Below are 22,001 nucleotides of genomic sequence, written 5' to 3' on the forward strand. Positions count from 1 at the left end.
CAGCCTGGATGTGCATGTCCGGGCTGCGCCCACTGCTTCAATCAAACCCATCCGCAAACACCCCATCGATCACCGCCCCCACCTCCACCGCCCCGCTGTCGCAGTTGCCGCCGGCTGGACGCAGGCCGCCGCGCTGGTCGTCGGGGAACAGGGCCAGGGTGCAGTTGGCGACCGGGATGCGGTTGATGGCCGGGCTGCCGGCCGGCGGCGGGCGGGTCGGGGTGGGGCCGCCGTAGTCGCCGTAGGGCTGCAGGGGCAGGGCGATGGCGTTGGCGTCGCCGGTGGCGGTGAAGGCGCCGCCGCAGTTGGTGTCGTCGCTCAGGTTCCAGCCGGTGGAGGACAGCACGCCGGCACAGTTGCCGCCGGGGTTGCCGGCCAGCAGGGAGCCGAACACCTGGACGCTGGAGCTGCCGGCGCCCTCGCTGGCGATGCCGGCGCCGTAGCCGGCGCTGTTGCCGCTCAGGGTGGAATAGAACACGAAGCCGGACGGCGTGCCGGCCTGGGCGATGGCGCCGCCGCCGCTGGCCGGGCCGCTGGCGGTGTTGGCGTGGAAAGTGCTGTTGCCGGTCAGCATCGAGGCCAGGCTGTACAGGGCGCCGCCGTGGCTGCCGGACTGGTTGCCGGTGAAGGCGCTGTTGTAGACGTTGACGACGTTGCCGTAGGCGCTGATCGCGCCGCCGGTGGTGGCCGCGGTATTGGCGGTGAACTGGCTGGACTGCACGAACAGCGTGCCCTCCAGCGACCAGATCGCGCCGCCGTCGCCGACCTGCGCCTGGTTGCCCTGGAAGCGTCCGCGCGCCACCGTGGTGGCGATGCCGCGGCTCTCGATGGCGCCGCCGTAGCCGGCCAGGTTGCCGGTGAACTCGCAGTGCTCCAGGCGCACGCCGGTGCTGCCGCCGCCGATGTACACGGCGCCGCCGTCGAAGGCGCGGTTGCCCTGGAAGCGGCTGTGGCGGATCGACGCCTGGCCGGCCGCGGTGCCGTTGCTGTGGACGGCGCCGCCGGTGCCGGGGAAGTTGCCGGCGTTGACCACGTTGTCCTGGAAGTCGCTGTCCAGCACCAGCAGGCTGCCGCCGTCGTTGTCGATGGCCGCGCCGCGCGCCGGCGCGCGGTTGCCGATGAAGCGGCCGCGGGTGATGGTCGCGGTGCCGTAGTTCAGCACCACGCTGGCCAGGTTGTCCTCGGCGGTGACGGCGGTCAGCCGCAACTGCCCGAAGTTCTCCAGCGGATGCGCGCCGTTGGCGGTGCCGCGGCGCAGGGTCAGCCGGCGCAGGTCCAGGCTGGCGCCGTTGAACACCTGGAAGAAGCCCTGGGTGTTTCCGCCATCGAAGACGATGCGGTCGGCGCCGTCGATCGTCACCGACGAGGAGATCTGCCGGTAGGCACTGAACTCAATGGTCACCGGCGCCGCGCCACAGTTGAAGGTGATCGTGCCGCCGCCGGTGCTCTGCACCTGGCCCAGCGCCGCCACGAAGCCGGCCTCGTTGCAGTTGGCCGGCCCGACCACGGCGTCGGCCGCGGCGGCGGGCGAATGCCAGGGCAGGGCGAGTGCCAGCGCCAGGGCCGGCGCCAGCGGCCAGGCTGCGGCTGACGGCGCGCGGCGATTGGCGCCGGCGCGTGTGAGGACGTGAGCGGGGCGGGGCAGGTCCATGGCGGGGCTCCGAAGCGGATCGGGCAGGAAAGTGACAGGTGGGCGCTGGTCGACTACCGCGCCAGCGCCGGCCGGTTACAGGCCTTACGACACGAATGCCGGAAACGGGCCAGGGCGAACAGGACACCCGCCGGGAGACAGGCCGCGCGTCCTGGGCCTGCAACGGGCGCCCGGATCGCCCGGGCCTGCTGTTCGTTTACGCGGGAGCAGTGCCGGACCCGACAGGGGGTTGGGTGTTGCGCCGCCTCTCGGCCACGGGTCAGCGCTCGCGGATGCGGGCGCCGAGCGTATTCAGGTTGCCGACCATGGACCGGCCAGCGCAGGGCAGGGCGGGACGTCCTTGTTCTTCGCAGGGCCGCCCCGGGCTAGACTTGCCAGGCAGCCAGGAGTGCACGTCATGCAACTCACCGCCGTGATCGTTCCAGCCGAGGAAGGCGGCTACATCGCAATCAATCCGGAAACCGGCACCACCTCGCAGGGCGATTCGGTCGAGGCGGCCTTGGCCAACCTCACGGAGGCGACCGAGCTCTACCTTGAGGAATTTCCAGCCAAGTCTTTTGGCAAGCCGATCCTGACCACCTTCGAGGTGGCGGCACGTGCCGCCTGAGCTTCCCGTCGTTTCGGGGGAGGAGCTGGCAAGGGCACTGCAGAACCTGGGATTCGCTAGGCTCAGGCAGAGTGGCAGCCACGTCATTCTGCGCAGCGGATCAACTGGCCGCGTCGTGCCGCTTCAAGATCTCGGTTAAGAGTCTGCTTCTTTTGAATGGTGTTGTGCAAAAGGTATTCTGGCCCCGTTTTTCCATGTGTTCTGCAATCGGCATGAGGTGCGGAATATCGAGCCTATCCCAGCCATTGTCCTTGGATTTTCTGAAGGCTAGAAGTGAGTCTTCGCTCAGCGCTGCCGAAAAGTGGTTTCAGTCGTGCAGCATCCTGGCGCGTTTCCGAAACAAGTATTCAATTGGCTCTTTGCCCTGGACTCGGCCTCTTCACGGCTCCCCCCGCACTGCGGTTCAAGCGTTATTGGTGAGAAGTATTGCGACGGGCTTCCATCAAGATTGCGGCACCCCGTGACGCGAGTGTACGCGACCACATTGCAAGCACCCGGAGCGGGGGAACTTGGCGGACGCGACGGGATCGGGGGCTGGCCTGGCTGAAATGTTGAGCGTGCAGTCTGCCCTGGCAGCAATGTCCTCGTGCACGCCCAGTTGGATTGCACTTGCGAAACGCAGCCTTGGGTCCCGCTACCGGTTCGGGCTCGCATTGCGAAGCAATAGCGTGAATTGGGTGCCAAGTTCTTGAAAGCGCGACGAGAACGAAGCCCGTAAACCAAACCTTCTCGCCTGGTGCCTCCCGTGATGTCGCGTCCTATTGCGTTGCCGTTCGCGTCTCGAACAGAAATATCGAAGTACATCGTGTGAGGCTGGTCTCCCCAGCCGATCGATCCAGAGCGATTCATGCCCTTACCCGTTGTATTTCTCCAGCTAAGTTCGATGTGTGTATCGGAAAGAGCCTGAGCAACCAGTTGGTTTGGAGTTCCGGGTCTATTGCTACACGATGCCATAGCATCGAGGGTGGGCACGAAAGTGCCAAGCACACAAGCTGCGGCAGCCCTGATCGTCGCCGCAGCGCCGACATTGCGGGAAAAAGAGTAACGTGGGGCGCAGTGCATGCTCTTCATGTCATCTCCGATATAGGTCGATGTTGCTGCAATCCAATCTACACAGGGTGCGTATCGCTGCCGCCACAGCCAACCCTGCTGCGCTGTGCGAGGCGGCTTGTACCCATACTAGGCAGCCTTGGTGCTCATTTGGGCGTTAGAAAGAGGACAACGAGTTCACAGATGGTGGACAATGCCGGCATGGAACTGCCCGACGTCTCGCTGGATCGTCTGAGAGTCTTCCTAACCGTCATGAGTACCGGAGGGTTCACTCTCGCCGCACGGCGACTGCGCGTTGGAAAGAGCGCCGTCAGTCAGCAAATCGCAAAGTTGGAAGCTGAGTTAGGCCATCCTCTGTTCACGCGCACTACCCGCCACGTTGTTCCGACCGAGGCGGCCGCCAGACTCAACGATGTGTGCATGCCGCTGTTGCGCGATCTGGAAACAGCGATTGGATCGATGGGGAGTTCAGGGCTTTCGGGCAACCTTCGGGTCACCGCCCCGTCCGACTATGCAAACATCGTCCTGTGTCGTGCCTTGGCTGAGTTCTCTTCACTGCATTCGCAATTGCGTATCGAGCTGATTGCTGACAGCAAGCCACTTGACCTGGTCGAGCAAGGGCTGGACCTAGGCATACGCCTGGGCTGGCCACGGGATTCAACACTTCGCGCAATCAAGGTGGGCGATTTCGGCCTGACCGTCGTCGCAGCACCCTCATATCTGGCAAAGTGGGGGCCACCCAGGCATCCAGGTGATCTCGCAGGGCGCGATTTCATAGCTCTGAGTGTGTTGCGACAACCGCTTGTTTGGAACTTCTCCAACTTGGTGGGCGAAACTCACAGGGTGCGCGTGCTTGCGCGCTTCAGCGTCAATACGGTTGAGTGCATGCTCGGGTTTGCCCGTTGCGGTCTGGGTATTTCCATCGCAACGGACTTCTCTGTGGGAAGTGACCTGAAGCAGGGTTCCCTTGTGCAGGTGCTATCGGAGTGGAACCTGCCTCGTGCAGGTATCTATCTCACCTGGCCGAACACTCGCGTGGAGTCTCCGAAGGTCCGGACTCTGATCAACTTCCTGCGCGGCTGGTTCAAGCAGAACGGGGCGGCAATCGACCAGCGCTGGCTGAGCATAGGTGGAGAACGTGGGTGAGAGGGGATTTTCCTCAGGCGCGGAGGCATGCAGTGCGCAGTTATCCCGGATTTCCTCAGAGCTGAGCGACGACAACAGGGTGCCAGGCACGCAGCCCACGTCCAACCAATCAAGCCATCTGGCCGCAGAGGCGTCTCGATCTTCCGGGTTGCCTTTGCCTTCGCCGAGGGCGCCCCGGGCGAGTTCGAGCGCGCGGTCTAGTGCTCGATCGGCCGGGACTTCGACGTCGGGCTGGACGCCCACCCCTTGCCAGTTGCCCTGCGTGATCGGGTTGATCGAGCGGCCTTCCGGCAGGTCGAGGGCGAAGTGGGCATGTACGCGGCGGAACTCGTATGGATGGGCGCCGCCGCCGGTCGTTTCGCCGACGATCACCGCCCGGCCCAGCGCCTGCAGGTTGTAGGCAACGGCTTCCGCTGCGGAGAACGTGCGGCGGGAGGTCAGGACGAACAGGGGCTTGGTGCCGCCAAAGCGGCGTCCAGGCACCCAGACGGGCGAGGTGTTGGCGCGCAACGTCTGGGTGGGTCGGTCGTAGGTTCCGCTCAGCGGCTGGTTGGGCTCGTCCAGCAGGTAGCCCGTCACCAGGTTTGCGGCGTCGCCGCCTCCGCCGTTGCGGCGCAGGTCGAGGATCAGCGCATCGCCCTGCGCGACGACGTTCATGGCGGCTGCGATCACGTCGCCGCCCATGTCCGTGGGCGGAAACACGCTCAACTCGAGCAGCATGATGTTCCCGTCCAGGCGCTCGATCCGTTGCACGCCGTGGTTGACGCCCGCGCCATACCAGCGCTCCATCTCGCTGCCGCCGAAGTCGGTTTCGCCCCCGTCCTCGGCGATCGGCGTCTCGCTGTAGCTCAGGCCCAGGTGGCCGTCGCCGGACTGTTCACGCAACCACTCGGTCACCTTGGCCGCATAGGCGTGTGGATCGCCTATGGCGCGCCAGGCCTGAGATGCCCGGGGCAAGGCCCGTGCCAGCCGTCGACCCAGTTCGGGATCGACGTAGCGCTGTTCGAGAAGGACCGCGGCGTTGCGAAGGATCTGGGCCTGGTCCTCCGGATGCAGTGTCTGCGCGTGCAGGTTGCCGGCGAACAGGAGACATACGCACATCGGCAGCAGCGGACGGATCATCGTTGTTCCTCGATACGTGCACGGAAGGGCTTTCGTTCCAGCGCTGCGCAGGCGGCATCGACCGCCTGATACAGGGACACGGGCAGCTCCCGGTCGAGTGCGGCCGCTGCTTCGGCGACGGCCCGCCAGGTCGGTGCAATGCGTCCGACCAGGGCCCGCCCCGCGGCACTGATCTCAACCTCACGCGAACGCCGGTCAGTGCCAGTCCTGACCTTCACCCACCCGGCCGTGGCCATTTCCCGGATGGTCTGGGTGGCCGCGGGTTGGGAGACCTGGGCGATCGCAGCCAGGTCGCCGATGCACAGGGCCTTGCCGTGTGCGAGCTCGATCAGGAAGGGATAGAACCGCGGCCTGAAGTTCTCTCCGGCGTCGTCGTAGATCTGCTGGACGTCGCCGTCGAGCAACAGCAGCAGGCGGCGCAACCGTGTGCCGAGTCCAGGCCGATCGATATCCATAAGCCCTTATATACCGACCCCAGGGTTGGCGGCAAGCGAAAACCGGGGTCGGAGTCGATTCTTTTCAGACGATGACGCGCAGGTGCACTCTGACCCCACCTTCCGCACCCCGGTTTCCGGCTGCGGACGATGAGGCGCGGCTGCCGGAGCGGGTCCAAGCAAAGGCGCGGGCGGGCAGGGCAGGTCCATGCCGTGGCGCCGGATTTGATCGGACAGGAAAGTGCCAGGTCGGCGCTGCGGACTACCGCGCCAGCGCCAACCGGTTACAGGCCTTACGACACGAATGCCGGAAACGGGCCAGGGCGAACAGGACACCCGCCGGGAGACAGGCCGCGCGTCCCGGGCCTGCGGCGCTCGCCCGGCGACGTGATCCCTGGCCGACCCCGCTTCCGTACCCATGGGCGACGGCGCACTGCGCCAGCCGATCCTGTCCCCTGGAAGCCAACGCCATGCGCCACTCGCGTCTGTCCATCCTGCTCGGCCTGCTGGTGCTGGCGCCGCAGGCTCTCGCCGCCACGTTCACCGCCAACAGTTCCGTCGATGCGCCGGACAACAACCCCGGCGATGGCCTGTGCCGCTCGGACATGCTGCCCGCCAGCACCTGCACCCTGCGGGCGGCGATCATGGAGGCCAATGCGCTGGCCGGTAGCCACATCATCAACCTGCAGTCCGGGCGCACCTACACGCTGAGCCGCGCCGGGGTCGACAACACCGCGGTCAACGGCGACCTGGACATCACCAAGTCGCTGATCGTGTGGTGCCTGAACTGCGAGCAGCGACCCGTGCTCGACGTCAACGGCCTGGATCGCGGCTTCGACATCCATGCCGGCGAGGTGCTGCTGTCGGGCTTCGACATCACCGGGGGCATCGCCTCGTCGGGTGGCGAGAACCGCGGCGGCGCGGTTCGGGTCCGTGCCGGCGCCGGCACCACCACCCTGAGCCAGATGCGGCTGTACGACAACCAGTCCACCGGGCCGGGCGGCGCCTTCTACAACGAAGGGCCCGACACCGTGATCTCGACCAGCGAGCTGTTCGACAACGAGGTCACCGGCGACGCCGGCGGCACGGCCATCCTCAATTTCAACGTGCTGACCGTGCGCCGCAGCGCCGTCTTCGGCAATGCCGGCAATGCGCTGTCCCGGGCCGCCATTGCGACCTCGGCTTTCGATGGCATGCCAGGGCGGTTGACGCTGGAGAACACCACCGTCAGCAGCAACATCGGCGTCGGCGTGGCGGTCAACAACTCCGGTTTCACCCGCATCTTCAACAGCACCATCGCCGGGAACACCCTGCGTGGCCTGGAGGTGGTCGGCGCGACGCCGGCGGTGACCACCAACAACAGCCTGATCGCCCGCAACGGCAATCCGCAATGCGCCGTGAGCGCGCCCAACGGCGCCTTCGCCGGCGAGTACAACCTGTTCTCCGACAGCAGTTGCGCGGTGTTCGCCAACGCCAGCCTGCAGGGTGTCGCGCCGCTGCTGACGCCCCTTAAGCGGCGCAGCGGCGGCACCACGGTGACCCACCTGCACTGGCCGCGCTCGGACAGCCCGGCCCTGAGCGCCGGTTCCGTGATGCAGGTGGGCGGTTGCCTGGACGTCGACCAGCTCGGCATCAGCCGGCCGCAGGGCCACAACGGCATCGTGCGCTGCGACATCGGCGCCGCCGAGGTGCCCGACGACGCCCTCTTCTTCGATTCGCTGGAAACCCTGTAGGCACCGCAGGCGCCGTCATGCCCCACGGTCGCCGGCGGACCGGCCGGGTAGGCGCCTCGAACGGGTAGCCCTCACGCCCGCGACCATCGGGATCGATGACGAAGCGCAACGGATCGTCGCCATCGATGCTTGCGCCCCGGTGCATCTCCCGGGCGACGATCCGGCCCGGCACGGCGTCGAGCATGCGCGCGAGCACGCAGAGGGCGTCCGGACCGCGCAGCAGGCGACCTTCGGCGCCCGCCATCGCTGCTTCACCCTCGACAGGATCGGCCTGACGCAGCTAACCCAGGGCCAGGCCCAAGGAGAGACGCGATGGCGCGCGTCCGTCGCAGGCATCGGTTGCCAGGTGGCGCAGGCGCCGGGGCCCGGTAACCACCGGATCGACCCTCGACCGGGTCGCACCGGCATCGACCATCGCCGGGACGAGCAGGGTCAGCACCAGGGTTGGCCAACTGGCGGCTGGGCGCATCCGATGCTTGCGGCCGGCATCGTCGGTTTCGGTGCCGACCCGGGCCGGCGGCGCAGCCCTGGGTCCGCCGCGCATCCGCTACCACCCGGCCTGGATCGGGTACCCGCGCTGCGTCCACACGATTATCCCTTCGTCGATGATCGCGGTGTTCGGGACATCGTTCGCCCGCAGCGCGTCAACCACCCGGCCGGAAGCGGCGTGCGGGCAGGCGCAATAGACGATGATCCAGGTGCCGTCGCCAGGAAGGTCGGCGATGATGCGTTCGGGCTCGGTGTAGTAGGGCATGGGCACCGCGCCGGGAATGTGGGCGCGCTGCCAGTCCGACATCGCACGGGCGTCGAGAAGGACCATCCGCCGCCCTTCCCGCAGCGCCCGCTCGACCGCTTCGGCCGCTACGAACCGGCCCTCCCGAAGCGCGAAGTCCGGATTCTCGCCGGTGGGGTTGAGCACGTACGCGTCGGGTTCCGGCGGCGCACGCAGGGCGACATTGGGCGCATCCCAGCCCGGGGCCCGGCTGCGCAGGAAGGCGGTGAGCGCGTTGATCTGCATTTCGTCCAGGCTGTCGCGGTAGCCGGTCATGGGCGTCCCGTCGCGGCCCTCGGCGATGGCATGGCGGATGAAGGCGTCGGACGCCGAGGCCAGGAACATCGGATGGGCCAGGGCGGGCGCCTCCTTGCCCTCGCCGCGGTCGCCGTGGCAGCTCGCGCAATGGCTTGCATACAGCGCTGCGCCGGCGGCGATGTCGCCCTTGACGGGTTCCCGGGGAAGCGCCAGGAGTTCGTCGACGCCGCTCTGTTCGACCAGCCATCGGGCGAGCTTGAAGATTGTCGCCGGGTCCATGGGTCCGCCGAACGCCTGGCCATAGGCCGCCATGGCGGTGCCGGGACGCCCGTAGTGCGTGGCTGCGTACAGATACCCCGGTCCGCCGCTGGCGATCAGCGCGTGCGAGCGCAGCGAGGGCGCGTTGTCGGCTGCATAGCCCTGACGGTCGTCGCCGTGGCACAGGGCGCAGTAGCGCTGGTAGTCCGCCGCGGCCGTTGCCCGCTCCTCGGCGTCCAGCGGCTCCGGCAGGGAGGCTGAAGCCCGCCCGCTGGTGAGCGCGAGCGCGGCAAGGCCCAGTGAAACGATCCAGGCGAGTGGGGGGAACGTGTTCACGGGCTGTTTCCTCCATCTTCCGTCATCGGCAGGTGCCGCACGCTGGGTCGGGCCTGGCTGTGGTGCAGGCGTTCCGTGGCCGGGCGCGCGTCCGCCATTCTCTCGAATCCGATCCGGCCGCGGATGGGCAGGTTGCGCCTGCGCCGAGCGGCCATCCATGCACGCCGCCAGCAGGCTGTTCCTCAACAGTCTGCCACTCGCGCCTGCGTCGCAGGCGGTTCGGGCCGGCCGCGACACGATCAGTGCCGCCGGGTTTCGCCGACGGCACGGAATTCGCTGTCCTGGCCCCATTGCGGCCACATGTGGCCGTCGGCAAGCGCGCGGATCACACGGTGATGCAGTTCGACATCCTGCAGCAGCGCCCCGAAAGCCCAGTCGTCGCTGAAGGTGTCGTCGGGCGTGTGATAGCGCGCGGCCAGGGCATCGCGCGCTTGCGCTGCCGTGGTCGGATCGCCTTCCAGGGGCTGGTCGCCGGGACCCATGAACAGGCCCGGGACGCCGACCTGGGCGAAGGCGAACTGGTCGGACCGGTAGAACAGGCCGGCGGCCAGGCGCGGGTTCGGCGCCACGGTCCGGCCCAGGGCCTGCGCCTGTTCGCGCACGATATCGTCCAGCTCGGATTGCCCGTAGCCGATGATGAACACGTTGCCGGTGGCGGCGATCGGCAGCAGCCCGTCGATATTGACGTTGGCGACCGTCTGCCGCAGCGGCAGCACGGGGTTGGCGGCGTAGTGGCGCGAGCCCAGCAGCCCGGACTCCTCCAGCGTCACGGCCAGGAACAGCACGGAGCGGGCGGCGCCGCCCTCGGCATGGAGTGCGCCGGCGATCTCGATCATGACTGCCAGGCCGCTGGCGTTGTCGATTGCGCCGTTGTAGATGTCGGTGCCGCCATCGGCGCGCTGCGCGGTGCCCAGGTGGTCCCAGTGGCCGGTCACCACCACCCACTCGTCCGGTCGGCTGTTGCCTGGCAGCGCCGCCAGGACATTGTCCGAGCGGCCGCGTTCGATCGCGCTGTTCACGGTGGCGTCGAGCTTCAGGTCGCCCAGGGGAACGGCCCGGAACCCCGGCGCATGCGCGGCCGCCTTGAGCGTGTCGAAATCCTGGCCGGCGCGGGCGAACAGGTCGCGCGCGGCCGCGGTCGTGAGCCAGCCCACCACCGGCACCGAAGGGAGACCGCCGGCATCGCCGTGATCCAGGACGAACTGGGCCCGGGCGCCGAAGCTGGTCTCCACGACGTTCCAGCCATAGCTGGCGGCCTCGTCCTCGTGCACGATCAGGCAGGCCGCCGCGCCACGGCGGGCGCACTCCTCGTACTTGTAGGTCCAGCGGCCGTAGTAGGTCATCTCGGTGCCCTTGAAGCGGTCGGTCCGGCCGCTGCCAAAGCCGGGGTCGTTGACCAGGACGACGACCGCCTTGTCGGTGGCATCCCAGCCGGCGTAGTCGTCCCACTGCTGCTCGGGGGCGGTGACGCCGTAGCCGGCGAATACCAGGGCGGCATCGGTGATCGACACCGTTTCCAGGCCGGTGCGCGAACCGACCACGAAGTCGGCCGGAACCGCCGGCGCAAGACTGCCATCGGCGCCATGGATGCGCAGCGTCGGCGCGCCGGCCGGGGTGATCTGCACATAAGGCACCGATTGCGTCCAGGACTCGCCGTTGCCGGCTACCAGGCCGATGTCCTTGAAGGCCTGGGTGAGGTAGCCGACGGTGCGGGCTTCGCCCTCGCTGCCAGGCTGGCGACCGCCGAAATCGTCACTGGCCAGGATGCGGATGTGCCGGGCCAGTTCGTCGCGGGTGAAACCGGAGGGCGTCGGGGAATCGGCAGCAGGCATCGGCGGGGCCGGTGCGGCGACGACATCCGCCGTTGGCGCTACGACCTGCTGCGAGGCGGGCGGGCCGCATGCGACCAGCAGCCAGGGCAGCAGGGCAAGCGACAAGGCGGTGGGCTTGTGGGCTGACATCGACTTGCTCCGGTCGGGTGGTGGTGGTCTTCGGCGGCGGGAGAGGCGGTCGGTGCCCGGGCTCAGGCGGCGTCGCGCTGCTGGCGGCGCCAGGGCGGGAACGGGTCGGCATAGGCCTGCCAGGCGACTGGACCCTCGGCGAGTTCGGCGTCGTCGAGCAGGCAGGCGTCCAGGCGCGCGCGCATCGCAGCCTCGTCCAGGCCGAGGCCGATCACCGCCAGTTCCTGGCGCCGGTCCCCCCACAGGGGGTTCCAGTGGCGGCTGAGCGCGGCGTGCTCGTCCGGGTCGGAAAGGTCCTGGGCCAGGGGAATCGGCGCGGTCCACTGGGCCGCCCGGGCCAGTCGCCAGCCATCGGCGCTGTAGGGCGGGCGTGGGAACGGCGAAGCGGGTTGCAAGGGCGCGCCGACCAGGTCTGCATCGACGCGATGCCGAGCGGCGAACCAGAAGCCGGCCGCCTGGTGCAGCACCGAACCGCCGACGGTCGACAGTTCGCCGACCCAGTCCATGCGCGAGGCCAGCCAGAAAAAGCCCTTGCTGCGGATGACGCCGTCCAGGCCGCCATCGAGCAGTGCATGGAAGCGCTGCGGATGGAACGGTCGGCGCGCCCGATACGCGAAGCTGGCGATGCCGTAGGTTTCGGTTTCCGGCGTGTGTTCGCCGCGCAACTCCTTCATCCAGCCCGGCGCCAGCTGGGCGGCGATGAAATCGAACCGGCCGGTGTCCACGATCTCTTCCAGCGGCAACACACCGTGCGTGGCCTCGACGATCCGGGCGTCGCGGTTGAGGCCACGCAGGACGGCACGGATCTGGGTCAGTGCCGCAGGGCTGGTCCGGTCGATCTTGCTGAGCACGATCACGTCGGCGAACTCGACCTGATCGGCAAGCAGGTTCACCAGGCCGCGCTCATCGTCCGGCCCCGACGCCTGGCCGCGGTCGCGCAGCCGCTCGGCCGAGCAGAAGTCCCGGACGAAGGTCTCGGCGTCGACCACGGTCACCATGGTGTCCAGGCGGGCGACGTCGGACAACGCGAATCCGTCCTCGTCGCGGACCGAAAAGGTGGCAGCCACCGGCATCGGTTCGGAGATGCCGGTGGACTCGATCAGCAGGTAGTCGAAGCGCTGCTCCTCGGCCAGCCGCCGTACTTCCCGTCGCAGGTCTTCGCGCAGCGTGCAGCAGATGCAGCCGTTGCTGAACTCGACCAGTTGTTCTTCCGTGCGCGACAGCTCGGCGCCGCCCTCGCGCACCAGGGCGGTATCGACGTTGATCTCGCTCATGTCGTTGACGATCACCGCCACCCGCTTGCCTTCGCGGTTGCGCAGCACATGGTTGAGCAGCGTGGTCTTGCCGGCGCCTAGGAAGCCGGAGAGCACGGTGACGGGCAGGCGGTTGTCGGTACGCGAAGGGTTCATGGGGGCAGTGGACGGGGCGCGGAAGGGGATGGGCACGGCAGGCGTGGGCGCCTGGGGCTGACGTGCGATGGGTATGTTATATCGTAACGTCCAGGTGACTGACCAGAGACGGCCTCCGAGTGCTTTGGCAGGCACCCGGCAGCCCAGGTCATGCGACTCACTGCAGCGGGGAAATGGTGTCAGGGGGAAATGGTGTCAGGGACATTTCGCGCGTCGGGTAGTCCGCGATCGCTTTCGTCCGAGCCGTTCGTTCTGCACGGCTGTGTTCGGTCAACGGGCGATCAACCGGGGAAATTGTCCCTGACACCTTTTTTCGGACACCTTTTCCGGACACCTCTTCCGACGGCCGGTAACTCGCCTTGGGCGAAATGGTGTCGGCGAAATGGTGTCAGGGACATTTCGCGCATCGGGTAGTCCGCGAGCGCTTTCGTCCGAGCCGTTCGTTCTGCACGGCTGTGTTCGGTCAACGGGCGATCAACCGGAGAAATGGTCCCTGACACCCTGTCCGCCTTTTCCGACGGCGGTTACTCGCCGTACGACACCAATGCCGGAAGCGGGCCAGGGCGAACAGGACGGCCGCCGGGAGACAGGCCGCGCGTCCTGGGCCTGCAACGGGTGCCCGGATCGCCCGGGCCTGCCTTTCCGCTACGCGGAACGGGCCCGCGGCCCTGAACGGCGAAAGCCGGGGGTCAGCTTCTTCTTCAGACGATGACGCCCAAGTGCTCTCTGACCCTAGTTTCCAGACACGGGCTTTCGGCTATCCTTCACGCCCTTTTCACCCCGCCCTGTCCGGTCCGGACAGGGCCCCTTGCCCCGCCGGAGATCCCACGTGAAGTTCATCCTCTTCCTGCTCGTCGTCGCGGCTGCCTGGTTCGGCTGGCAGAAGTACGAGGAAAAGCGCCTTGAGGCCGCCAGCCCCGCGCAGATCAACGCGCCGGTGTATGCCGAGGTGCGCCTGAACGCCCAGATCGAGTCGCGCGAGATCGAGCAGGTCTGGTTCGTGGCGACCGCCAACGAGACCGAGTGCGAGCGGGCCAACAGCACCCTGCTGGGCAAGGTGCTCGCGGAGATCGGACCGCGGGCGCGGATCACCACCTCGACCTGCAAGCGCGAGCTGGAGCCGCGCTACCAGCGCTTCTTCCGCAACGAACCCAGCCACGTCACCTACCTCAGCATGGGCCGGGGCGATCCCGCCGAGCGCGAGATGCGAATGATCACCTGGGGCGTCACCGCCGAGGAGAGCGCCCGGATCTGCGAGGTCGTGCTGCGCAAGCCCAGGACCTGGAAGGGTCCCGTGCAGTGCGTGCCGGCGCGCGCGAGCTGAGGATCGGTGCTGTGGCCAGGTCTGCCGGGTAGCGAGGCCATCGAGCCGGCGGTCGCTCCGCCCAGCTTGAACGCTGGCGCATCGCAGGGGAAATGGTGTCAGGGGCATTTCGCGCGTCGGGTAGTCCGCGATCGCTGTCGTCCAAGCAGTCCCGCACCGCTGTGTTCCATCAGCTGGCGACCAACTCGAGAAAATGTCCCTGACACCTTTTTGCACCCCTTTCCCGACCCCTTTCGATTTCCAAGGCAAGGCGTGAGGTTTGTGCAACACGCGGGCTATAGTCCACACTCCAACGGAGGAGTGAGGTTCTCGCCATGGTCCGTACCGCCGCTTGTCTGCTGCTGGCCCTGTGCGGGCTGGCCCATGCCCAGACCGTGCATCTCAATGACACCGGGCAGACGCGCTGCTACGCACTGGACCAGTCGGTCATCCCCTGCAGTGCGGCCAACGTGGGGGACAGCGGCATCCTGCCGCATCAGGACGCGCGCTACGGGCGCGATGCGGCGCAGCTGCTCGGTCAGCTGCCCAAGCTCGGCAGCGGTGCGGCGGGCTTCGACTTTTCCTGTGTGCTGTGGGACGGCACGGTCATCGATGGCCCCGACTGTCATCTCGGCCTTGTCGCCAACCTCGGCAACAGCCCCAGCGCTGACCCTGCCACCGACTGGGCCTGCACCCTCGACAACGTCACCGGCCTGGTGTGGAGCCTGCGCACACCCGAGTGGGTGGACTGGCACGTTGCCACCTCCGCCAGCTACGCAGCGCCGGGCCACAATGCCGCGTCCCGCTGCGGGCTCAGTACCGGCTGGCGCGCTCCGTCCCGGCGGGAAGTGCTGGGCTTGCTCGACTTTGATCGTGCATCGGGCTTGGCCATCGATATCGCGCGCTTCCCGGGGATGCAGGGTACGACCGACTGCTGGGGAGCCGAGCCTGCGGTAGTGCCTCCGGAGGTTCCGGAAACCGAGGCCTATTCGGTCTCGCTCGGGAATGGCGTTGTTTCTCGCCGCGACAAAGAGGGGTGGTTTGGTATTCACGGTTGCCTCGTCCACGGCGCCATGACGCCGACCTCACCCAGTTTCACCATCCATCCAGACGGGACCGCGACCGACAACGCCACCGGGCTGATGTGGGATCGCTGCCTTGTCAGCCCGCCCGGGTCGCCGGGACCGGGCCTGTGCGACTTCGTGCCGCTGACTAGCCAAAGTGAGCTCCCAACAAGTGTGGTGCCCCTGCTGCAGGCTGTGAGCGCCCTCAACGCAGCCAAGCACCGCGGCTACAACGACTGGCGGATTCCGAACATCAAGGAACTGGATTCCGTGCTGGACCTCACTTTGCCCACCAATCCGAATGTTAATTTTCCGGGCCAAGTCATGAACACCACCGTGTTTCCCAACTTGGGTGGTTTTCTTCATGCGCGTTACGACATGATTTCTGCAACCCAGACCACCCAAGCCGTCGGTGGCACAAGTTTCTTCCGAGTGGAACCGCAAGCTGGCGGCGTGGTCCGCGTCGGCCTTGGAGGACCCTTTGCGACGGGGTTTACCGTGGCTCTCCGACTGGTCCGCGGCGGCCATCCGCCGGCCGGCGTTGATCGTCTCAATCCCGGCGACAGGCTGTTCGCCAACGGTTTCGAGTAGCGGCGTTCGGGCCGGATCGGGCAGCTTTGCGCTGCTTCAGGGCGCAGGAACCGACGGAGCATCGACAAGCTGAAGGATGCCGAGCGTGAGATGGACGGCCGGGGGCTGGCATGGTCGGCTGCCGCTGCGGGCCAGCCTGGACAGTTCATCGGAAAGGGTGTCAGAGACATTCTCCCGCATCGGGTCGTCCGCGATCGCTGTCGAATGCGCCGTTCTGCACGGCTGCGTTCCCTCAACGGGTGATCAACTCGAGCATTTGTCCCTGACACGATTGGCTCGATGGAGAAAATGTCCCTGCAGGGTAGCGTGCGCATCGGGGCGTCGCTCGGGGCCGATCCGGTCCGCAGGGCTGCACCCGTGGCCATCCCCGCCGCCGGGGAATTCCGCTGCGATGGCCGCACCCACTGTTCCCAGATGCGGTCTTGCGCGGAGGCGACCTACTTCCTGCGCAACTGCCTGGGGACGCAGATGGATGGCGACGGCGACGGGGTTCCGTGCGAGCGGCAGTGGTGCGGTTGAGCTGCTGAAGCCCGCAGCGCGCGGCGGGCCGACCGGCGGGGCGGGGACTCCGGCCCCTGCCACTCGACAATCCTCACGATGGGCAGAGCGATTCCGCAGCGAATGCCCGTCAGTGCCCCAGGCCGACACCCGCCGGCTTGACCAGCATCCACACTGCCATCCCGATCATCATCAGGTTCTCGGTGAGGGACACGAAGCCCAGGGGCACCTTGCTGTCGCCGCCGACGCAGGCGCACTTCAGTTCGCGGCGGTCGATGTAGACCGCCTTGAACACCGACACCGCGCCCACCGTGCCGATCAGCAGGGCGATGGGAATGGACAGCCACATCAGGGCGCCGGCGGCCATCAGCACGCCGGCGGTGGCCTCGCCGAAGGGGTAGAGATAGGCGTAGCGCACCCAGCGCTGCGCGAGCAGGTCGTAGCCCAGGAACATGGTGGCGAAGGCTTCGATGTCGCGCAGCTTCTGCAGGGCCAGCAGGCACATGGCCAGGGCGATGAACCACTCGGCCGCGGCGACGGTGGCGACCGTGCCGTAGGCGGCCCAGCTCAGTGCCGCGGCCAGCGACGCGGCCATCGCGAACAGGGCGATGACGGGGGCGTAGGTGGCCCCGTCCTTGTCGGGCGGCGGCTTGCCCAGGAAGCGCAGGGTGTCGTCGTGGCCGCCGATGCGCCGGCCGTTGATGAACACCTGGGGTGTGGTGTCGACGCCGTGCCGTGCCTTGAAAGCGTCGGTCTGTTCGCGGGATTCCAGGTGACGGTCGTCGACCTCGTAGCCGGCGCGCTTGAGGGCGTCGACCACCTTCAGGCCCCAAGGGCAGGTGTGCTCCGGGGTGACCATGCGGTAGACGGTGGCGTGCCTGGGGGTGGCTTCGGGCATGGTGGTGCCTCGCTGTATTGCGGGATCCTTCGGGGCCACTGTGCGCCGGCAGGGCGGCTCGGGCAACGGCCTGCACGGGATGAGGATTTCCGGCCAGCCCTGGCCCTCTCCCCCGCCCCTCCCCCGCAGGCGGGGGAGGGGAGAAGTGCGGTGTCCCGGCACGATTGAGGCCGTCGTTCCGGCATCTCCTTGGCTCGATCTGTGGCTGAGGAAAATCCGAGATGGGACTCGGGACTCGGGACTCGGGAATCGGGAATCGGGAATCGGGAATCGGGAATCGGGAATCGGGAATCGGGAATCGGGAATCGGGACCAGGGGCCAGGGACCAGGGACCAGGGACCAGGGACCAGGGGCCAGGGACCAGGGACTTGGGCCTTGGACTCGAGATCGAGGCTTGGGAGACGGAAGTCGGTAGCGAAGCGGGAATCGGAGCGGGATCAGCTCCCCTCTCCCGCGGCGCGGGAGAGGGGCTGGGGGAGAGGGCCGGCGCTACGCAGCGGTATGCCTGGCGGGCCTCGGTCCATGTCCGGTGCAGCGCCGACACTGCGCAGCAGAAACGCCTGTAAGTCCGGCTACCGCTCAGGGCAGGTCGACCTCGGCCTTCTTGTCGCGGTAGGCCGCCTTGGGATCGACGCCGAGCAGCAGCTTGACGCCGGCCAGCAGGCTGGAGTCGTTCTCCCAGATGTGCGCGTGGTCGGGCGCGAAGCGCAGCAGGCGCAGCTTGGGGTCGGTCTTGCCGCCTTCGTACCAGGTGGCGACGAAGCGGTTCCACAGGCGATCGACCATCACCGGATCGGTGTCGACCTTGAGGCTGCCCTCGATGCAGGCGAACAGGTCGTGGCCCTTGCCGGTGAAGCACATCCGCGCGGACGCGGGGAACTGGCCGAGCTGCTGCACCAGGGTGGTGTCGGCGGCGGTGAAGATCCACAGCGTGCGGTCGTCGCCGTCGCGCAGGGCGGTCATCGGGCGCATCGGGTCGTCGCCTTCGACGAGGCCGAGCATCACCGTGCGGTCGCTGTCGATGCCCTTCCAGAGGGCGGCTTCGAGTTCCTGGGGGGTCGGCATCGCGGGTCTCCGTGCTGGGCTCGATGGGAACCTCAGGCTTCGCAATGGCCGTGCCATCGGTCAGGCACCGCGGCCGCGACGCCCGCAGGCCGGCCGCATCAAGCCCTGCCAGCCTGATGCGGCGATGGGGCGGCGCGCAGGCGCAGGCGCGGCCGCCTGCGCGATGCACGGCGGCGCGTGCAGGCTGCGCGATCCGCCCTGCCGGCCGGGGCAGCGGCACAGGACATCGCCAGGATCGTCTCCGGACCGACAGCAGGTCGTGGGCGGGGTGTAGCCACCGGTTGCCGGAGATCGCCGGAACCGCCCGCAGCCTTGCACCGCACAACACCACTTCGTGAATTCCGTGTGAGAATCGGTCGCGTCGTGGTGTCCCCCCGGACGCCCGTGACGGGAGAAGCGCATGCCGCCATCCGCCACCGCCGACGGCGCCGGCCGCCGCCGTGAACTGGGCGCCTTCCTTTTCCTGACCGTGGTGCTGTTCCCGGTGCTGGCCGTGCTGCTGGTGTCGGCCTTCGGCTTCGCGGTGTGGACCTGGCAGATGATCTTCGGTCCGCCCGGGGTGTGAGGCGATGACGGCGGACTCTGCAGCCCTTGCCTCGCGACGCGCCTTCCTGAAAGGCCGACGCCCAGCGCCGATGCTGCCCAGGCCGCCGGGTTCGGTGGCGCCGGGCGAGTTCGAAGCGCTGTGCACGCGCTGCGGCGACTGCCTGGGCGCCTGTCCCGACGGCCTGCTGGCCGCCGGCGAAGGCGGCTTCCCGGTCTATGAGGCGAGGCGCGGCGAGTGCAGCTTCTGCGGCGACTGCGCGCGCGCCTGCAGCACCGGCGCGCTGCTGCCAATACACATCGCCGACTGGCCCTGGCGGGCGCGCGTCGATGCCACCTGCCTGTCGGCGGCCGGGGTTGTGTGCCTGGCCTGCCGGGATGCCTGCGCGCCGGCGGCGATCCGCTTTCCGCCCGGCGCCGGCCTGGGCGCGCCGGCCATCGATACCGTGCGCTGCACCGGCTGCGGCGCCTGCGTGGCGGCCTGTCCGGCGGGCGCCCTGGCCCTGCGCCAGCCCGCGGCGGGCGCCGCGCCATGACCGCCATGCTGCACATCGCCAGCCTGCTGGTACAGCACCAGCCCGACGCGGCGCAGGCCCTGGACGGCCTGCTGGATTCCCTGCCCGGCGCCGAGCTGGCGCTGCGCGAAGGCAGCCGCAGCGTGGTGCTGTGCGAGGGGCCGGACGAGGCCGGTCTGCTGGCCTCGATGGACGCCCTGGCCGCGCTGCCCGGCGTGGTCGGGGTCAGCCTGGTCCACCACCACGCCGAGCCGCTGCACGAGATGCTCAAGGAGATCGACCATGACCACGCGCCGTGACTTCATCCGCCAGTCGGCGGTCGCCAGCGCCGCGGCGGCGGCCGGCCTGCCGGTGACCGCCGCGGCGCAGAACTTACTGCTGGAACGCCCGGCCACCGAGATGAAATGGGCCAAGGCGGCCTGCCGTTTCTGCGGCACCGGTTGCGGCATCAATGTCGCGGTCAAGGACGGCCGGGTGGTGGCCACCCACGGCGACATCCACAACGAGGTCAACCGCGGCCTGAACTGCGTCAAGGGCTATTTCCTGTCCAAGATCATGTACGGCAGCGACCGCCTGACGCGGCCGCTGCTGCGCAAGCGCGACGGCGTCTACGCCAAGGACGGCGAGTTCGAGCCGGTGTCCTGGGACGAGGCCTTCGAGGTGATGGCCGGCCAGTTCAAGCGCGTGCTGCGCGAGAAGGGCCCGGGCGCGGTCGGCATGTTCGGCTCCGGGCAATGGACGATCTGGGAGGGCTACGCCGCCAACAAGCTGTTCAAGGCCGGCTTCCGCAGCAACAACATCGACCCCAACGCGCGGCACTGCATGGCCTCGGCGGTGATGGGCTTCATGCGCACCTTCGGCATGGACGAGCCGATGGGCGTCTACGACGACATCGAGCACGCCGACGCCTTCGTGCTGTGGGGCTCGAACATGGCTGAGATGCACCCGATCCTGTGGACGCGGATCGCCGACCGCCGGCTCTCGCATCCGCACGTCAAGGTGGCGGTGATGTCGACCTTCGAGCACCGCAGCTTCGACCTGGCCGACATCCCGATCATCTTCAAGCCGCAGACCGACCTGGTCATCCTCAACTACATCGCCAACCACATCATCCAGAGCGGTCGGGTGAACCGCGACTTCGTCGATCGCCACACCCGCTTCATGCGCGGCAAGACCGACATCGGCTACGGCCTGCGCCCGGAACACCCGCTGCAGCAGGCCGCCGCCAACGCCGACGACCCGGGCGGTGGCGAGGCCATCGACTTCGACGCCTTCGCGGCCTTCGTGCGCCCCTACACGCTGGCGCACACGGTGGAGATGACCGGCGTCGACCGCGGCTGGCTGGAGAAGCTGGCCGAGTTGTACGCCGATCCGGCGGTCAAGGTGACCAGCTTCTGGACCATGGGCTTCAACCAGCACACCCGCGGCGTGTGGGCCAACAACATGGTCTACAACATCCACCTGCTGACCGGGAAGATCGCCACCCCGGGCAACAGCCCGTTCTCGCTGACCGGCCAGCCCTCGGCCTGCGGCACCGCGCGCGAGGTCGGCACCTTCTCGCACCGCCTGCCTGCCGACATGCTGGTCGCCAATCCCGAGCACCGGGCCAAGGCCGAGGAGATCTGGAAGCTGCCGCCCGGCACCATCCAGGCGCAGCCGGGCTTCCACGCGGTCGACCAGAACCGCGCGCTGCACGACGGCCGGCTCAACGCCTACTGGGTGCAGGTCAACAACAACATGCAGGCGGCCGCAAACATCAACGGCGAGGGCCTGCCCGGCTACCGCAACCCGGACAACTTCATCGTCGTCTCCGACGCCTACCCGACCGTCACCGCCCAGGCCGCCGACCTGATCCTGCCGGCGGCGATGTGGGTGGAGAAGGAGGGCGCCTACGGCAACGCCGAGCGGCGCACGCAGTTCTGGCACCAGATGGTGCGCGCGCCCGGCGAGGCGCGCTCGGACCTGTGGCAGCTCATGGAGTTCGCCAAGCGCTTCACCACCGAGGAATGCTGGGGCGAGGAACTGCTGGCGGCCAACCCCGAATACCGCGGCAAGACCCTGTTCGAGGTGCTGTTCGCCAACGGCCAGGTCGACGCCCACCCGGTCGACCAGATCGAGGACGGCTACGACAACGACGAGTCGGCGGCGTTCGGCTTCTACGTGCAGAAGGGCCTGTTCAACGAGTACGCGCGCTTCGGCCGCGGCAAGGGCAAGGACTTCGCGGACTTCGACACCTACCACCAGGTGCGTGGCCTGCGCTGGCCGGTGGTCGACGGCCGCGAGACGCTGTGGCGCTACCGCGAGGGCAGCGATCCCTACGTGCCGGCCGGCGAGGGCTTCCGCTTCTATGGCCAGCCCGACGGCCGCGCGGTGATCTGGGCCTTGCCCTACGAGCCGCCGCACGAATCGCCGAACGAGGAGTTCGACCTGTGGCTGGTCACCGGGCGGGTGCTGGAGCACTGGCACTCGGGCTCGATGACCATGCGCGTGCCCGAGCTGTACCGCAGCTTCCCGCAGGCGCCGGTGTTCATGCATCCGGACGACGCCAGCGATCGCGGCCTGCGTCGCGGCCAGGTCGCGCGCCTGCAGTCGCCGCGCGGCGAGATCGTCGCCCGGGTCGAGACCCGGGGCCGCAACCGGCCGCCGCGCGGCATGGTGTTCGTGCCCTGGTTCGACGCCGGCGTGCTGGTCAACAAGCTGCTGCTCGATGCCAACGATCCGATCTCCCGGCAGACCGACTTCAAGAAGTGCGCCTGCCGGATCGTCGCCGCCGAGGGGAGGGCCTGA

The 22,001-nt window shown here is 68.1% G+C and carries 19 protein-coding genes; 11 read left to right on the top strand and 8 right to left on the bottom strand.

The window, feature by feature from the left end; genetic code table 11:
- Window positions 1–37: 37 nt before the first annotated feature.
- Window positions 38–1,651 (bottom strand): hypothetical protein, encoded by a 1,614-nt coding sequence (locus tag KF823_04350; protein ID MBX3725128.1) that lies wholly within the window; start codon window positions 1,649–1,651, stop codon window positions 38–40.
- Between the two features lie 397 nt (window positions 1,652–2,048).
- Between KF823_04350 and KF823_04355 the strand changes: the two genes are divergently transcribed.
- From KF823_04355 to KF823_04365, 3 genes are all read left to right on the top strand, one after another.
- Window positions 2,049–2,258, top strand: a complete 210-nt coding sequence (locus tag KF823_04355; GenBank protein MBX3725129.1) for a type II toxin-antitoxin system HicB family antitoxin — start codon at window positions 2,049–2,051, stop codon at window positions 2,256–2,258.
- A complete protein-coding gene (locus tag KF823_04360) occupies window positions 2,248–2,397 on the top strand; it encodes a type II toxin-antitoxin system HicA family toxin (protein ID MBX3725130.1) in 150 nt (49 codons plus the stop codon). Before KF823_04355 ends, KF823_04360 begins: the two co-directional genes overlap by 11 nt.
- 1,112 nt (window positions 2,398–3,509) lie before the next feature.
- Window positions 3,510–4,454: a LysR family transcriptional regulator gene (locus tag KF823_04365; GenBank protein MBX3725131.1), complete on the top strand. Its 945-nt coding sequence runs from the start codon at window positions 3,510–3,512 to the stop codon at window positions 4,452–4,454.
- A 1,118-nt stretch (window positions 4,455–5,572) separates the two neighbouring features.
- Here KF823_04365 and KF823_04370 read toward each other — a convergent pair.
- Window positions 5,573–5,998 carry a winged helix-turn-helix transcriptional regulator gene (locus tag KF823_04370; protein ID MBX3725132.1) on the bottom strand — a complete coding sequence of 142 codons (426 nt, stop codon included), beginning with the start codon at window positions 5,996–5,998 and terminating at the stop codon, window positions 5,573–5,575.
- A gap of 482 nt (window positions 5,999–6,480) precedes the next feature.
- On the opposite strand from KF823_04370, the gene KF823_04375 reads away from it, so the two are divergent.
- Window positions 6,481–7,743, top strand: a complete 1,263-nt coding sequence (locus KF823_04375) for a hypothetical protein (protein MBX3725133.1) — start codon at window positions 6,481–6,483, stop codon at window positions 7,741–7,743.
- Window positions 7,744–8,023: 280 nt separating this feature from the next.
- Here KF823_04375 and KF823_04380 read toward each other — a convergent pair whose 3' ends face one another.
- The 4 genes from KF823_04380 to KF823_04395 all read right to left on the bottom strand — a co-directional run bounded on the left by KF823_04380 (window position 8,024) and on the right by KF823_04395 (window position 12,737).
- Window positions 8,024–8,287: a hypothetical protein gene (locus KF823_04380; protein MBX3725134.1), complete on the bottom strand. Its 264-nt coding sequence runs from the start codon at window positions 8,285–8,287 to the stop codon at window positions 8,024–8,026.
- A 3-nt stretch (window positions 8,288–8,290) separates the two neighbouring features.
- On the bottom strand, window positions 8,291–9,367 hold the full coding sequence (locus KF823_04385; GenBank protein MBX3725135.1) for a c-type cytochrome: 1,077 nt from the start codon (window positions 9,365–9,367) through the stop codon (window positions 8,291–8,293).
- A 239-nt stretch (window positions 9,368–9,606) separates the two neighbouring features.
- Window positions 9,607–11,328, bottom strand: a complete 1,722-nt coding sequence (locus KF823_04390) for a M28 family peptidase (protein MBX3725136.1) — start codon at window positions 11,326–11,328, stop codon at window positions 9,607–9,609.
- Window positions 11,329–11,390: 62 nt separating this feature from the next.
- Window positions 11,391–12,737, bottom strand: a complete 1,347-nt coding sequence (locus KF823_04395) for a GTP-binding protein (protein MBX3725137.1) — start codon at window positions 12,735–12,737, stop codon at window positions 11,391–11,393.
- 829 nt (window positions 12,738–13,566) lie between these two features.
- Between KF823_04395 and KF823_04400 the strand changes: the two genes are divergently transcribed.
- The 3 genes from KF823_04400 to KF823_04410 all read left to right on the top strand — a co-directional run bounded on the left by KF823_04400 (window position 13,567) and on the right by KF823_04410 (window position 16,214).
- On the top strand, window positions 13,567–14,061 hold the full coding sequence (locus tag KF823_04400) for a hypothetical protein (GenBank protein ID MBX3725138.1): 495 nt from the start codon (window positions 13,567–13,569) through the stop codon (window positions 14,059–14,061).
- Between the two features lie 314 nt (window positions 14,062–14,375).
- Entirely contained in the window at window positions 14,376–15,695 is a 1,320-nt protein-coding gene (locus KF823_04405) for a DUF1566 domain-containing protein (GenBank protein MBX3725139.1), read from the top strand.
- A gap of 279 nt (window positions 15,696–15,974) precedes the next feature.
- Entirely contained in the window at window positions 15,975–16,214 is a 240-nt protein-coding gene (locus tag KF823_04410) for an excalibur calcium-binding domain-containing protein (protein ID MBX3725140.1), read from the top strand.
- A 109-nt stretch (window positions 16,215–16,323) separates the two neighbouring features.
- Here KF823_04410 and KF823_04415 read toward each other — a convergent pair whose 3' ends face one another.
- Together KF823_04415 and KF823_04420 are read right to left on the bottom strand one after the other, a co-directional pair.
- A complete protein-coding gene (locus KF823_04415; GenBank protein MBX3725141.1) occupies window positions 16,324–17,091 on the bottom strand; it encodes a glutaredoxin in 768 nt (255 codons plus the stop codon).
- Between the two features lie 579 nt (window positions 17,092–17,670).
- Entirely contained in the window at window positions 17,671–18,156 is a 486-nt protein-coding gene (locus KF823_04420; GenBank protein MBX3725142.1) for a pyridoxamine 5'-phosphate oxidase family protein, read from the bottom strand.
- A gap of 400 nt (window positions 18,157–18,556) precedes the next feature.
- On the opposite strand from KF823_04420, the gene napE reads away from it, so the two are divergent.
- The 4 genes from napE to napA all read left to right on the top strand — a co-directional run bounded on the left by napE (window position 18,557) and on the right by napA (window position 22,001).
- On the top strand, window positions 18,557–18,721 hold the full coding sequence (napE, locus tag KF823_04425) for a periplasmic nitrate reductase, NapE protein (protein ID MBX3725143.1): 165 nt from the start codon (window positions 18,557–18,559) through the stop codon (window positions 18,719–18,721).
- Window positions 18,722–18,791: 70 nt separating this feature from the next.
- On the top strand, window positions 18,792–19,235 hold the full coding sequence (napF, locus tag KF823_04430; protein MBX3725144.1) for a ferredoxin-type protein NapF: 444 nt from the start codon (window positions 18,792–18,794) through the stop codon (window positions 19,233–19,235).
- The gene (locus tag KF823_04435) at window positions 19,232–19,513 is read left to right on the top strand and encodes a chaperone NapD (protein MBX3725145.1); all 282 of its coding nucleotides are present in this window, start codon (window positions 19,232–19,234) and stop codon (window positions 19,511–19,513) included. The genes napF and KF823_04435 overlap by 4 nt, the downstream gene beginning before the upstream one ends.
- A complete protein-coding gene (napA, locus tag KF823_04440) occupies window positions 19,497–22,001 on the top strand; it encodes a periplasmic nitrate reductase subunit alpha (GenBank protein ID MBX3725146.1) in 2,505 nt (834 codons plus the stop codon). The genes KF823_04435 and napA overlap by 17 nt, the downstream gene beginning before the upstream one ends.

This window comes from Lysobacterales bacterium, from assembly GCA_019634735.1.
Lineage (GTDB): Bacteria > Pseudomonadota > Gammaproteobacteria > Xanthomonadales > UBA2363 > Pseudofulvimonas.